The organism is Armatimonas rosea (genome assembly GCF_014202505.1).
Taxonomy (GTDB): domain Bacteria; phylum Armatimonadota; class Armatimonadia; order Armatimonadales; family Armatimonadaceae; genus Armatimonas; species Armatimonas rosea.
The window spans coordinates 586,683-600,590 of the sequence record NZ_JACHGW010000004.1; the positions used below are offsets into that span (position 1 = coordinate 586,683).

Annotated in this window: 11 protein-coding genes; 5 read left to right on the top strand and 6 right to left on the bottom strand. The window is 66.1% G+C overall.

What is annotated here, in order from left to right:
* Positions 1 to 23 precede the first annotated feature (23 nt).
* Positions 24 to 227 (top strand): hypothetical protein, encoded by a 204-nt coding sequence (locus tag HNQ39_RS22225; protein ID WP_184202133.1) that lies wholly within the window; start codon positions 24 to 26, stop codon positions 225 to 227.
* Here the strand turns inward: HNQ39_RS22225 and HNQ39_RS22230 are convergent.
* Complete coding sequence (locus HNQ39_RS22230) at positions 224 to 1,540, bottom strand: alpha-L-fucosidase (protein WP_221290234.1); 1,317 nt, start codon at positions 1,538 to 1,540, stop codon at positions 224 to 226. The two genes, HNQ39_RS22225 and HNQ39_RS22230, sit on opposite strands and share 4 nt — an antisense overlap.
* Positions 1,541 to 1,553: 13 nt before the next feature.
* The gene (locus tag HNQ39_RS22235) at positions 1,554 to 2,597 is read right to left on the bottom strand and encodes a 3-deoxy-7-phosphoheptulonate synthase (RefSeq protein ID WP_184202139.1); all 1,044 of its coding nucleotides are present in this window, start codon (positions 2,595 to 2,597) and stop codon (positions 1,554 to 1,556) included.
* Between the two features lie 278 nt (positions 2,598 to 2,875).
* On the opposite strand from HNQ39_RS22235, the gene HNQ39_RS22240 reads away from it, so the two are divergent.
* The gene (locus HNQ39_RS22240) at positions 2,876 to 4,339 is read left to right on the top strand and encodes an adenylate/guanylate cyclase domain-containing protein (protein ID WP_184202142.1); all 1,464 of its coding nucleotides are present in this window, start codon (positions 2,876 to 2,878) and stop codon (positions 4,337 to 4,339) included.
* Here HNQ39_RS22240 and HNQ39_RS22245 read toward each other — a convergent pair.
* The 4 genes from HNQ39_RS22245 to HNQ39_RS22260 are packed head-to-tail and all read right to left on the bottom strand — an operon-like array spanning position 4,314 to position 11,306.
* A complete protein-coding gene (locus tag HNQ39_RS22245; RefSeq protein ID WP_184202145.1) occupies positions 4,314 to 8,669 on the bottom strand; it encodes an efflux RND transporter permease subunit in 4,356 nt (1,451 codons plus the stop codon). The two genes, HNQ39_RS22240 and HNQ39_RS22245, sit on opposite strands and share 26 nt — an antisense overlap.
* Positions 8,666 to 10,198, bottom strand: a complete 1,533-nt coding sequence (locus HNQ39_RS22250) for an efflux RND transporter periplasmic adaptor subunit (RefSeq protein WP_184202148.1) — start codon at positions 10,196 to 10,198, stop codon at positions 8,666 to 8,668. The genes HNQ39_RS22245 and HNQ39_RS22250 overlap by 4 nt, the downstream gene beginning before the upstream one ends.
* A gap of 37 nt (positions 10,199 to 10,235) precedes the next feature.
* Positions 10,236 to 10,847 (bottom strand): TetR/AcrR family transcriptional regulator, encoded by a 612-nt coding sequence (locus tag HNQ39_RS22255; protein ID WP_184202151.1) that lies wholly within the window; start codon positions 10,845 to 10,847, stop codon positions 10,236 to 10,238.
* Between the two features lie 36 nt (positions 10,848 to 10,883).
* A complete protein-coding gene (locus HNQ39_RS22260; protein ID WP_184202154.1) occupies positions 10,884 to 11,306 on the bottom strand; it encodes a cupin domain-containing protein in 423 nt (140 codons plus the stop codon).
* A gap of 32 nt (positions 11,307 to 11,338) precedes the next feature.
* Here HNQ39_RS22260 and serS point away from each other — a divergent pair, with 32 nt between their 5' ends.
* The 3 genes from serS to HNQ39_RS22275 are packed head-to-tail and all read left to right on the top strand — an operon-like array spanning position 11,339 to position 13,908.
* Complete coding sequence (serS, locus tag HNQ39_RS22265) at positions 11,339 to 12,619, top strand: serine--tRNA ligase (RefSeq protein ID WP_184202156.1); 1,281 nt, start codon at positions 11,339 to 11,341, stop codon at positions 12,617 to 12,619.
* A gap of 15 nt (positions 12,620 to 12,634) precedes the next feature.
* Complete coding sequence (locus tag HNQ39_RS22270; RefSeq protein WP_184202159.1) at positions 12,635 to 13,213, top strand: Uma2 family endonuclease; 579 nt, start codon at positions 12,635 to 12,637, stop codon at positions 13,211 to 13,213.
* The gene (locus tag HNQ39_RS22275) at positions 13,210 to 13,908 is read left to right on the top strand and encodes an HAD family hydrolase (RefSeq protein WP_184202162.1); all 699 of its coding nucleotides are present in this window, start codon (positions 13,210 to 13,212) and stop codon (positions 13,906 to 13,908) included. The genes HNQ39_RS22270 and HNQ39_RS22275 overlap by 4 nt, the downstream gene beginning before the upstream one ends.

A 13,908-nucleotide genomic window follows, 5' to 3' on the forward strand; every position in this document is an offset into this window, starting at 1 on the left:
CGTGCTAGCGGTACAATAGCACCGTGACTCCCTACGAAAACCTGCGCATTGTGGTCTGGGTCTTCGGCGTCCCCACGATAATCGCACTGACGGTCCGGGCGATCCGTAAGGTGCACGCCATCCGCAAGCGCCACGAGGAGCTCTTGGCGGAGGCGGAGCGCAACCCCCAAAACCCCCACCAGGCCCTCGCCGAGCTCTATGCCGAGCCGCGGAAGCAAAAGCGCTAGCGAATCCGCACATCCCCCGGCCGCTTTACCTCCCCCGGCTCGCTTAGGCTCGCCACCCCCTCCGGCTTCGCGAAGGGGGTTGTGGGCAGCGGGTGGTCGAACTCTAGCTTGATCACGGGGACGGTGGCGCTGAGCTCGTTGGTGGGCAGGCCGGTGAGCCGCAGGTAGCCCTCGTGCTCGACATGGTCGCTCGGGGCCAGCTCCAGCGAGAAGCTGACGGGCTTGCCGGTATTGAGCAGGGTCGCGCGTGTAGGAGTAAGCGTGAGAGGTTTGAGCTTGAGGGCGCTCCCCACCAAGTCCGTATGGCAGACCACGTAGAGCGTGTTGTTCTTGCGGGTCAGCAAGATGCTCTTATTGGCAGAGAGCTCGGTGCAAGGAGTGGTGCCATCGAAGGCCTCGCGGACCGTGTGGTACCACTTGCCCAAGCGCCTCACAATTCCCGCTGACTCCGTGGGGATGGTCCCATCGCCCTTGGGCCCGACATTGAGCAGGTAGTTGGCATCGCGCGCCCGGAACTTGGCGATCGAGCGCATCAGGTGGCGGTCGGTGTAGTAGTCCTCGCCCTTGCGCCAGCTCCAGCTCTCCATCCCCACGGACTGACAGGCCTCCACCCGCCGGGCGAAGTCCACCTTGCTCTCGTAGTCCCGCTCCGGTGTGCCAAAGTCGCCGTCGTCGTAGCCCCGGTCGTTGATCACGGCCTTGGGCTGGAGCTGACGGATCAAGGCGTTGATGCTCGGGTCGCGGTGGAGATCGACATTCATGTCCCACCAGAAGCCGTGAAGCTCGCCGTACTGGGTGCAGAGCTCGCGCACCTGGCCGCGCACAAACTCGGTGTAGGCGAGCAGATCGGGGCTGTCTTCCGGCTGTGCCGGGATTTCGTGGTGCCGCCCCTGATTCGGATAGTTCGGGTGGTGCCAGTCCGCGATGGAGTAGTAGAGGCAGAGCGGGAAGCGGCGCTTGTGGCAGGCATCGGCAAGCTGGCGGACGATATCTTTCCCGTAGGGCGTGTTCATCGTGTTGTAGCGCGTCAGCTTGGTGTCCCAGAGGCAGAAGCCATCGTGGTGCTTGGTCGTAACGCAGAGATACTCCATGCCCGCCTCCTGCGCCAGATCCAGCCAAGCCTCGGGGTTGAACTTGACCGGGTTCCACTGGGCTTGGAGCTTCTGGTACTCACTGCGCGGCACCCGCCGCCGCCACTGCTCTTGCTCGTGCCAGCCGTGGAGCGAGTAGAGCCCCCAGTGGACAAACATCCCGTAGCGGTGGGCAAACCACCAGTCGCGGCCATCGCCGAATCGTGGAACCAAGCTATTCATGCCCCTAGTATGCCTAAAACATCGCGTGGAGGCGAGCGAGCAGCGCCTCGGTCTCGTCCCAGCCCAGGCAGGCATCGGTGACCGACTTGCCGTAGACCATCTCCTTGCTGATGCTCTGCTTGCCCCCTACTAAGTTGCTCTCGATCATCACACCCAGAAGGGACTTGTCCCCCTCCAGGCGCTGGCGCCCGATCTTCTCGGCGACAAAGGGCTGGCGCTCAGGGTCGTAGCCGGAGTTGGCGTGGCTGGCATCGACCACGATTCCGGGGGGGAGCCCGGCTTTATCGAGGCAGGCCACGGCGCGGGCGACACTCACCCGGTCGTAGTTGGGCTGGCTCTTCTTGCCACCGCGGAGCACCAGGCACACATCGGGGTTGCCGGGGGTGCGCACCACGCAGCAGCGACCATCCTCATCGAAGCCGAGGTAGGAGTGCTTGCTCTGCGCCGACTGCATCGCATCCAGCGCGATCTGCAGCTCGCCATCGGTGCCGTTCTTGAAGCCCACGGGCATGGGCATCCCGCTGGCCATCGCCCGGTGCGGCTGGCTCTCGGTGGTGCGAGCGCCGATCGAGCCAAAGGAGATTAAGTCGGCGAAGTAGTCCGGGGTCGCGGTATCGAGCAGCTCGGTGGCGACGGGCAGGCCCAGCTCGGTGATCTCGACTAGAAGCTTGCGGGCGCGGCGCAGCCCCTCGGACATGTCGTAGGTGCCATCGAGGTGCGGGTCGTTGATCAGGCCGCGCCACCCGACTGTCGTGCGGGGCTTCTCAAAGTAGGTGCGCATCAGGATCACCAGCTTGTCGGAGTACTGCGCGGCCAGCGGCGCGAGGCGGCGGGCGTAGTCCAGCGCGGCCTCGGGGTCGTGGATGGAGCAAGGGCCGGTGACCACCAAGAAGCGGGAGTCCTGGCGGTTAAGGAGACGCTGGATGGCCACACGGCCCTGGGCGACAGTCTGGTACGAGGCGGCACTGACCGGAAACTCCTCCCGCAGCACGGCGGGGGCAGGCAGCACGGTGCGGGTCACGGCGCTCTCATCTCGTTTATCGGCGATCTTGTCCATAGGTTTGCTTTGCTCTTTCCCAAGAAAAAAGCCCGCCCCGGTTCTCCGGGGCGGGCTTGGTGTGGGTGTCTTGGCAGACGCTACACAACGGCTCCGTCCCGGTTCGGGAAGAAGTAAAAGCTAAAATACCAGTAGCCGTTGGTGGGGTGTGCCATAACTAAAATCCACTGTATCATAAGCACACAGACTTTGCACCACACTGTTGTGGCACCTCGCCTGCTTGACACCATGGCAGAGAGGAACTATTACAATATGCCCATCGTCTAATGGAGAGAACCATGTCCCTATCTGAGATCCAACCCCGGCGCACCGCGCACACGCTCTTTGTGGACTTTGTCGGCTACTCCCGGCTCTCCGCCGACTCGCAGGCGGCGGTCCAGGTCGCGCTCCAGAACCTGGTCTACAACCTCCCCGCCTTTATCGCGGCCCGCAACGACGGCCAGCTGATGGTGCGCAAGACCGGCGATGGGATGGCGATTGTCTTCTTTCAGGATGTTGAGTTCCCTCTGGCCGCCGCGGTGGCGCTGGACGAGGTCCTCAAGCACCAAGCGACCAGCCTGCGGGACCAGGTGGGCGCAAACTTTCGGCTCCGTATGGGAGTCCACTCCGGCCCAGTCGTGATTGTCGATGAAGACGGCGATGGGATCATGGATGTTGCGGGCGAGGGAATCAACACGGCCCAGCGGGTGATGGACTGTGGCGACCAAGGGCATATCCTGGTCTCTGGCCCGGTCTTCAATCTCGTAGAGGAGAAGCCGCACTGGAAGAGCCTCCTCCATGATCTGGGAATCGTGCGGGTGAAGCACGACGAGCTTGTCCACCTCTACAGCCTCCACGGGATCCGCCCCGATGGTACGACAATCGGCTACGAGGCCCTGCCCCGCAAGGTCTACGAGAGCCGGGAGCGTGCTCGGGAGCAGGCAGAGCAAGAGGCAGCGCGCACCCAAGAGGAGAACCGGAGCACGGTCACGGGCTATGCCCTCCGCGCCGCCCTGCTCCTGGGAGCCCTCGTGCTCCTGGGCTCACTGCTCTTTATGGTCTGGCGCCACAGCACGCTGGACTCCAAAGAGGTCCAGCATGTCGCCGATGTCATTCGCAAGAACAAAGAAGAGAAAGAACGCAAGAACCAGCCGCCTACCCCTGAGCCCAAGCCCATCGTGGTCGCCACCCCCACCCCCGGACCGGCGAGCACAAGCCCCGAGACAAGCGCAATGGTCGAGGCGGATGTCCCGAGTATTGTCGGCCTGCCCCGCGCCGATGCGGAGAAAGCTCTCGCGGCTGTCAAGCTGACCCTGGCCCTCTCGGAGAAGAGCCCGGAGGTGCAGAACCCCACGGTCGCGCCGGGGACGGTCCTGAGCCAGTTCCCGATCCCAGGTAAGCAGTTTGTGCGCGGGGGGACGGTCTACGTGAGCCTCGCCGTAGGCGGCCAGGTAGCGCCGACTCCCGCCCCCGCCGGGGAGCAGAGTGCCTTCACCGGAGTTCTGGTGGATGCCCGTAGCTTTCCCCAGCTCGCCAATAGCGCCTCGATCGGGCTGTTTGGCCCCAACGATGTCGCGCTCTACACCAGCTCCGGCGCTACCAACGACGAGCTCCAGGCGGTCCAGGCCGTGGGGATCAATCCCCTTCGGATCACCGCCCAGCAAGCCGGCGCTCAGGGAGTGGGCCTCGCGGCGGAGGATGTGGAGAAGCTCCGCACCCTCCCCGATTCCGTCCGCGCTAAGACGGTCGTTCTGCGCCCGTAGGACTCCCCACCGCACGGTCACAGCGGGCCCAGGCCGCGAGCAAGGCACAGCGGGCATTGACCACGTTGCTCTGTGCCTGGGTCAGCGCGGCCTGGGCATCTGCCAGGTCCAGCAAGGGAGAGACCGTCCCCTCGCTCACCCCCGCGTTGTACTTGATCCGCGCCAGCCGCGCCGCCTCTTCCGCGGTCGCCTGGGCCTGCTCTGCCACACCGAGCCGGGCCTGGGCATCGCGGATCGCGAGCACGGCCTGGCGCACCTCCAGCGCGACTGCCTCCTCGAGCTGGCTCAGCGTGGTCTCGGCACTGCTCTGGTCCGCCCGCGCCTGCTGCCGACGGCTCCGGGCGAGCCCGCCATCGCTCAGCGGCAGGGTCACCCCCACGGCGACTTGGGCGAGGTCCCGCACCGCCAGTGAGCCCGCGTTGGGGTTGTACTGTCCGCCCAACGAGACTCCCACACTCGGGGCCAGGCTCCGCTGCGAGAGCTTGACTCCCAGCGATGCCGCCTTCACGCCCAGCCGTGCCTGGAGCAGCTCGGGCCGCTGGGAGCGGGCGCTCGCCTGGAGCGTGGCTTCGTCGGGGAGGGGCCGCTCGGGAGTCGCCCGCTCCCCCAGCACGAGTGGGCTCTCCAGCGGGAGGACGAGCAGGGTCGCCAGCGCGGCCTGCGCGAGCTTGACCCCGTTCTCGGCTTGCAGGAGCTGCTGCTGGGAGTCGGCGAGCCCGGTCTGGGCGCGCAGGACATCCAAGCGCGGTGCGATTCCTGCCTTCTGGCTCGCCTCCGCATCGTGGAGGCGCTGTGCGGCGGTCTCCTGCGCCGCCCGTGCCACCCGCTCCAGCGCCACCGCTCGGGTGAGCTCGTAGCAGGCGAGCCGCACCTCCAGCGCCACGATCTGCCGGGCGCTCTCAACTCCCAGCAGCCCACTGGCCTCGTCGAGCTGGGCGGCATCGCGTGCGGTGTGGAGCAGCCCCGCAACATCCAGAGGCAGGGTCGCGCTGGCGGCGTACTGCGCCTGCTCCAAGTACGCGCCCTGGATCGCCACGGGACCTGCCGCAAAGCGCTGCTCACGGTTGAGCCGCACCAGGTTCGCACTCACCCCTGCGGTCGGCTTGAGCGCCGCACGGGCCTCGTCGGTCTTGCCCGCCGCACGCCGCACCAGCGCCTCCGCAAGCTGCACACGGCGGCTCTTCTGGAGCGCCTGAGTCACGGCACTATCGACCGTCAGGCTCTGTGCCTGGCTCGGGAGCGCCATCATCAACACGCTTGCCACGACCGCCGGGACTAGGAGACGTCGTGCCTCGCCGCGGGCCAGGAGGGCGTAGACACTGGGAATGACGATCATCGTGAGGAAGGTCGAGACCAAGAGCCCGGCGATAATCGCCCAGTCGAGCGGCGGCCAGAGCTTGCTCCCGGCGTAGGCCTGCGGCAAGAGCGCCCCCACAGAGAGCAAGACGGTCAGCAGGATCGGGCGCAGGCGGCGGCGGCTCGCATCGACCAAGGCCTCCGCCATCGAGACGGGCTGCTGGCGCTGCTCTTCTTGGGCGTAGTGGAAGATAAAGATCGTGTGGTTGGTGACGATCCCCCCCAGCGCGGCGATCCCCAGAAAGGCCATGAAGCCAAAGTTCTGGTGCGCCAAGTAGAGCCCCGGCACGGCACCAATCACGCCCAGCGGCACCGACGAGAGAATCGCAGTGACGATCGGGACGGAGTTAAACTGGACCATGAGCACGACCAAGTTGAAGACAAAAGCCACGGCAAAGACCACCATCATGTCCGTGAAGGTCTTGTTGGCCTCCTCTTGCTCCCCACCAAACCCGACAGTCACCGGCTCTGCAAGCGGTCTCTGGGCCAGCGATAGCTTGAGGTCGTCCACCACCGCGGAGGCGAGCCGGGTGCCATCCAGAAACGCGGAGACCGTCAGGGTGCGCTGGCCGTTGCGGCGGACAATGCGCCCCTCGCCGGGGGTGAGCGCGAGGGTGGCGACCTGACGCAGAGTAACCCCACCCGGCAGGTAGAGATTGAGGACATCGTCGGGGGACCTGCGCTCGCTCGCCGCCACCCGTAGCTCGATAGGAATCTCTTTATCCCCCTCACGGAAGAGCGAGACGGTCTGCCCCGTGACTGCCAGGCGTGCGGTCTGTGCCACGGCAGCCGACGAGAGCCCGAGCGCGGCGGCCCGGTCTTCGTCGATCTTCACCTCGAGCTGGAGCGGGAGCTCACCGTAGCTGTTGTGGACACTGTGCGTCCCCGCGATCCCATTGAGCCGCGCCTCCAGCTCTGCCGCCGCCCGCCGCAGGCCCGCGACCGACTCGCCGGTCACGCGCACCGCCACGGGAGCTCCCACGGGCGGGCCTTGTTCGAGTTTCTTAGCCGTCACCCGCGCCTCCGGGACGGCCGTCCGAGCCGCGCTCTGCAGCGAGGCCACCAGCGCCTCGGTCTGGTCCAGGGTCTCCGTGTTGACCACGAGCTGGGCGTAGTTGGGGGTCGGGACCTCGGGGTTGACATTGTAGTAGAAGCGCGGCCCGCCCTGCCCGATATAGCTCACGTAGGAGACAATGCCCTTCTGACCAGCTAACAGTTTCTCCACTTTTTGGACCGCACGCTCGGTCGCCCGGATATCACGGCCCTCGGGGAGCCAGACATCGATCGTGAACTGGTCGCGATCCGCCGACGGAAAGAACGAGAAGCCCAGCTTGGGGATCAGGCTCACCGCCCCGAAGAGCAGGACCGATGCGATCCCAACCACCACTCCCGGCCGACGGAACGCGAGCTGGGCGAGGTTTGCCTTCCCTTCCCGCAGGGCATCGACACCGCGGTCTAGCCAGCGCTGCACCACGGTTTTCTTTTCGTCGTGGCCCGCTCGCAGGAATCGGAAGCAGAGCAAGGGTAGGACCGTCAGGTTGAGCACGACCGAGACCACGAGCGAGAGGCCGGTCACCAGCCCCAGATCGCGCACAAAGTCGCCCGCGCCCCCCGGCAGGAAGGCAAGCGGGAGAAACGAGCTAATCGCCACCAGGTTTGCGGTGATAAAGGGGCCACGAAGCTCATCGGCACCCGAGATCGCGGCCTCCTCGCGGGGGATTCCCGCCGCGAGCTTCTCCTCGATGTTATCCAGCACGACAATACTGTTGTCCACGACCAGCGCCAGCGCGATAATCAGCGCGGCGATACTCATCTGCTGGATCTCGCGGCCCGTGAACCACATCGCGGCAAAGGTCACCAGCATCGAGAGCGGGAGCATCGCCCCCACGAGGAGTGCGGAGCGCCAGCCCATGAAGGCCAGCATGACCACAAAGATAATCGCCACCGCCAGCATCAGCTCGTGAAAGAAGCTCCCCACCCGGCGCTCGACCGAGCGCGGCAGGTTGTTGACGGTCGTCACGCTTGCGCCCTGCGGCAGGCTCAGCCCCGCCACGACCGCCTGTGCCTTGGCCCCCAGCGCGGAGATATTGCCGCCCTTGCGCATGGTCAGGCCGACCCCCACTGCGGGCTCGCCCCCGACCCGGAGCAGGGCGGCGGGGGGATCGGCAAAGCCGCGCGTGACGGTCGCGATGTCCCGCAGGTAGACCGGTGCGCCTTGCTCAGAGAGGCCCACGACTAGGCTCTCCAGGGTCGCCGGGTCGGTGAGGTTTCCGGTCGGCAGAAGGGTGAGGCGTGCATCGCCCGCCGCCAGCGAGCCGCCTACCTCCGGCAAGACATTCTTCTGGGCGATCGCCGCCGCGATACGCTCCGTGGTCACCGCGCCGCCCAGTGCGCCCAGCCGCTGCGACGAGAGCGAGACGGTCACCACCTCCTGCTCGACTCCTAGGAGCTGGGTCTCGCCCACCTCGGGGAGGACCTTGAGACGGTCTCGGAGCTGGCGGGCCAGGGCCTCGCGGTCGCGTGCACTCGCCCCCGGCTGGGTGACCGCAAAGATCAGCGCCGACGTATCCGCGAACCGATCGTTGACCGCCACACTCACGACACCCGCAGGGAGCTGGGGGCGTAGGTCCGCACTGCGCTTGCGGAGCTGGTCCATGAGCTTGTCGAGCGTGTCGGTCATGCGGTCGGCGGCCTGCACCTGGATCACGGCAAGACCGGGCCGCGATGTGCTGGTCACGGTCCCGACATCGTCGATCTCGCGCAGGGTTCGCTCCAGCTTCTCGGTGACAAGCTGCTCGACCTGCGAGGCCGAGGCCCCCGGATAGAGCGCAACAACCTGGGCAAAGCGGCCCTTGAGATCGGGGTCTTCGCGACGGGACATCGTGAAGAGGCCCGTCAGGCCGAGGACCAGCACCAAGAACGCGACTAAAATAGTCACTGGGCGGTAGGTAAAGGCAAGGCGTGTCAGGGTCATTTCGTCACCTCCGCGCGCGCCGCAACCGCAACGCCGTCGGTGAGGCGCTGGGGGGTCGCCGCCAAGGTCTCCCCCCCAACCAGCCCGGCTTGGACCAGCACCCGCTCTCCCTGAACAGGGCCAGTGACGATATCCTTGCGCTGCGCCTTCCCGGACTTCAGGAGAAAGACATAGGACCTGCTCCCATCGGTCGCAACGGCGGAGAGCGGTATAAACACGGCTTTCGTGGTCGTGGGGGCTGCATCGAGCGCAAGGCGGACGACCATGTTGGGCAGGAGCGCCTCCTGGGGATTCTCCACACGAACCTCGACGGCAAAGGCGCGGGTCCGGGGGTCGGCCTGGTAGCCCACGGTCTCGATCACCCCGGTGAAGCGCTTACCCGGCAGGGCATCGGCGGTCAAGGGGACCCTCTGACCGGGCCGGAGCGCCAGCCGTGCGGCCTCGGGGACGGCAAAGACTGCCTTCACACGGCTCAGCTCCCCGAGGCGAGCAATCGGCGAACCGGGCGCGAGCGTCTGCCCGCTCTCGGTGAGCTTGGCCAGCACGCGCCCGGCAAAGGGCGCGACAACCCGGTGTTTCAGAACTAGGAGGCGTGCCTGCTCCACACTGGCGGCGGCGCGTGCCTCCTGTGCCTTTAGCCCCTCGATCTGCCGCCGGATGCTCTCCAGCCGCGCGGGGCGTGTCGCGGCGACTCGGAGCTGGGCACGGGCGGCGTCTTTTTGTGCCTGGAAGCTCGCGACGCCCGCGCTCGCCTGCGCCACCCCTGCCGCCGCCGAGCGAATGTCTTCGTCCCGTGCCCCCTCTCTTGCGAGGGAGAGCCCCTGCTCCGCGGCGCTCTTGCGTGCGGCGGCGGCCTCCTGGGCGGCCTGGGCTCGGTCCAGCGCCTGCTGCCCCACCACCCCCTCGCTAAGCAAGACCGCGACCCGGTCCCGCTCCTTGGTCGCCAGCCGATCGTCTGCCTGGGCTTGGGCCAGTGCGGCCACGGCCTGAAGGAGCTCCTGAGCACGGGTGGCAGAGCGGGCCTTTCGCTCCCCCTCGGCTGCCTGGGTCGCTTGAGCGGTCGCCCCCTTCTCTCCTGCCTCCGCCTGCGCGAGCTGGGCGTGGGCGGCTTGCTGGGCGGCAGCGGTCTCGACCACGGCACGGGCGTACTCTGCCTCGGCCTGGCTCCGTGCCGCGCGGCTCTGGCGTAGCCCCGCCTCGGCTTCGTGCAGGGTCGCGGTCGCCACACCACTATCGAGCTGAGCCAGAAGCCCCCCTACTCCCACACGAGCCCCCACCGTGATGGGGAGTGCCGTCAAGCGCGCCGCCACCTCCGACGAGACAGTCGCGATCCGGTAGGGCTCTACTTGCCCGCTGAGCTGGACTTTAGCTTGCGATAGTTGCAATTGTGCCGTAATGCTCTCGACGGGAATCCCTCCTAACGGGCTAGGGGGTGCTTGCGCGGTGCTCCTCGCGCAGCCACTGGCGAGCCCCAGCCCGAGATTCACGAGGGCAAGTGCTCCAAGAAGTCGCTCATTTCTTAACATCATGATTTTCCTTAACACTGTTTAGTAGGACACAAAAAATTTAGGACGCCAGGAAGCCGCGCAGGCTTGCCTCAGCGACACTCTCGAAAAACGCCGCGTGGTACTCGTCGGGGAGCATGGTGAGCCGCCGCGCCAGTGCGAGGGCGGCGGCACCGTGGATGTGTGCCCAGATCGTGTGCGAGACCACGATCTCGGGCTGGTCGTTGCGAAACTGCCCGCTTGCCATCGCCTGCGCGACCGCGAGGCGGATAAAGTTAAAGGCCATCAGCCCTGCCTCCGGCTTCGGGCCAAAGCTCTTCTCAAAGTCCTCGTCGCAGAGCTCGAACATCAGGGCGTAGTACTGCGGGTGGTTCTGGGTGAAGGCAAAGTAGCAGCGTGCGCCCTGGCGCAGGCGCTCGACGGGGTCCTCGATCTGAATCTGGTGCATCTGGGTGCAGAGCAGCTCAAAGCCCTCGACGATCAGCGCGGCCAGGATCTCGTTTTTGTCTTTGAAGTAGAGGTAGATCGCGGTAGGCGAGTACTCAATGCGCTCCGCGATCTTACGGAGCGAGACAGCCGCAAAGCCCTGCTCCACGAACAGATCGCGTGCCGCATCCAGGATCGCCCGCTGGAGGTTCTCCCGCTCTCGTTTTCGTCGCTCCGTACTTCCCATTACTTAACACCGTTAAGTTTACACCCAGAATTTGGTTTATGCAAACGGGTCGCCCTCGCGCAGGGAAAAATCCGCAAAATCAAAGCCCGGTCCCACCGTGCAGCCCACCAGTGTGTACTCCCCGAGCGAGCGCGCCGCCTGCCACGCCCCCGCCGGGATGGTATGGGTCGGTGCTTGGCCCTCCCCAACCGGCCCCAGCACCCAGCGCTCCGTGTCGCAGAGCAGCTCCAGGGGCGCGCCTTCGTAGTAGTGCCACACCTCGTCGGAGAGCACCCGATGCCAGCGGGAGTACGCCCCCGCTGGCAAGAGAAAGTAGATCGTGGTCAGCGCCGAGCGGGTCGGGCGGCCGTCGCTTGGGGTGACGGTCTCGGCGGAGCGAAAGACCTCGCGGAAGTAGCCGCCCTCAGGGTGGGGCGTGAGCTGGAGTGTCTCGATCAGCTCCTGGGCGCGTGGATGCATCGCATCGTTGTACCCGATACAATAGCGGCGCTATGCTGGATATTCGACGAATTCGCACCGAAACGGACACGATTAAGGCCAACCTCTCCAAGCGCGGCGAGGATGTTGCCAAGATAGATGCGCTCCTCGCCATCGACGAGACACGCCGGGAGAAGCAGACCGAGTGGGAGGGGCTCCGCGCCGAGCAGAACCGCTTGGGGCCGCAGATCGCCGCCGCCAAGAAGGCCGGGGAGGACGCCACCGCGATCCTGGAGCGCTCCGGGGAGCTCAAGGCCCGCCTGGCGAGCCTCGACGGGGAGCTGAAGTCCCTCGACCCCGAGCAAGAGGCGCTGCTCTCCAAGCTCCCCAACCTGGTGCTCGACGATGTCCCGGCGGGCGGCGAGGAGTGCAACGCGGAGCTTCGTGGTGCCAACAAGCCGCTCCGGGAGTTCGACTTCGAGCCCAAGGCACACTGGGACCTTGCCGCCCACCTCGGGCTGTTCGATACGGAGCGCGGTGCCAAGCTCAGCGGGAGCGGCTTTGTGCTCTACACGGGAGTCGGGGCGCGGCTCCAGCGGGCACTGATCAACTACATGCTGGACCTGCACACCACCGTCCACGGCTACACCGAGCTGGGCGTCCCCTACCTGCTGACCCGCGAGTCCGTCACGGCATCAGGGCATATCGTCAAGTTCGCCCCCGAGATGTACCACGATGCGGAGAGCGACCAGTTCTTTGTCCCGACCGCAGAGCCTGCTCTTGTCAATGTCCACCGCGGCGAGCTGCTAGAGCCGGGCGTCCTGCCGCTCAAGTATGTCGCGCACACCCCGTGCTGGCGGCGCGAGGCGGGTGCGGCAGGGAAAGACACCCGTGGCCTCCAGCGCGTCCACCAGTTCGACAAAGTGGAGATCTTCCAGTACACCCTCCCCGAGGCGAGTGCGGCGGCCCAGGACGAGATGGTGCAGCAGGCCTGCGCCGTGCTCGATGGCCTTGAGATCCCCCACCGCCTGCTGCTTCTTGCCGCGGGAGACACCAGCTTCTCGATGGCCCGCACGATTGATATCGAGGCTTGGGCACCGGGCGTGGGCAAGTGGCTTGAGGTGTCGTCGGCCTCGGATGGCACGGACTTCCAGGCACGCCGCGCCAATATCCGCTTCCGCCGCGAGGCTGGTGCCAAGCCCGAGTTCCCGCACCTGCTCAACGCCTCAGGAACCGCGCTCGCCCGTGTCTATGCCGCCCTCCTCGAGACCCACCAGAACGCCGATGGCAGCGTGACAATCCCCGCGGCGCTTCGCCCGTACCTGGGCGGCCTGGAGACCTTGGAGCCCAAGTAGGGTTAGGATCGCGAGATGAGCACAAACACGGCCCGCACGTTCACGTTGGAGGAGTACATCGCCATCGAGGAGGCCTCGGAGGTCAAGCACGAGTTCCGCGACGGTCAGATCGTCGCGATGGCGGGGGCGAGCCCAAGCCACACCTTTATTCTGGCAGACCTGGTCTTCCTAATCCGCTCACAGCTTAAGTCGGGAGGGTGCCGGATCGGTTCGGCGGATATGCGCGTGCGGCTCACACCAGACGGCCGCTACTTCTACCCGGATTTAGTCGTGGTCTGTGGGACGCCCGTCTTTGACGACACCAAACCGCAGGCGCTGATCAACCCGAGACTGATCATTGAGGTGCTCTCCGACTCGACCGCGGCCTACGACCGGGGGGATAAGTTTCATGACTACCGCCAGGTGCCGTCGCTGACGGACTATGTCCTGGTCTCCCAGGACCGGGCCTATATCGAGCACTACCAGCGTCAGGGGGAGAGCGATCTCTGGCTCTACCAAGCCGCGGAGGGTCTGGAGGCGACCTTGCTGATCGGTGGTCTGAACCTCTCTCTGCCTCTGGTGGATGTCTACGCCCAAGTGGATAATATCGCATGATCCGTGCGGTTCTCTTCGATCTGGACGACACCCTCTGCGACGACACGGGGCAGATGTTTGAGAGCATCCGAGAGGTCGCCGGGCTGGTTCCCGGCGGCGATCCTGAGGCGATTGCCGACGGCTACTGGCGTATCTCCCACCGGTTCTGGACCTACGAGATCCACACGCGCCCGCCCGAGCCGCTGGAGAGCATCCGCGAGCTCCTCTGGAAGCAGACTCTCGACGAGGCGGGGGTCGCGCACGCACCCGCACAGCTCAAGCTGCTTGCGGCCCGCTACGGCGAGGCACGGGAGAAGACCCCGCCGCCTTTTCCCGATGCCGAGCACACGCTTGCGCAGCTCAAGGCGCGCGGCCTGAAGCTGGGGATGGTCACCAACGGAGTCTCGGAGTCGCACACGGGCAAGCTGGCACGGCTGGGGCTGGGGCACTTTTTCGACACCGTGCTCATGCCCGACCTGACCGGCTTCGCCAAGCCCGACCCGCGCCAGTTCCACCTGGCTTGTGAGCGTCTGGGCGTGCTCCCAGAGCACACCGCCCATATCGGCGACTCGCTGGTCTCGGATATCGGCGGCGCACGGGGCGCGGGCCTCACGGCGATCTGGTACAACCCGGAGAACAAGCCCCGCCCCGAGTCGGCTACGGAGCCACACCACACGGTCCAAACCCTCGCCGAGCTACTGGAGATCACCGGCTAG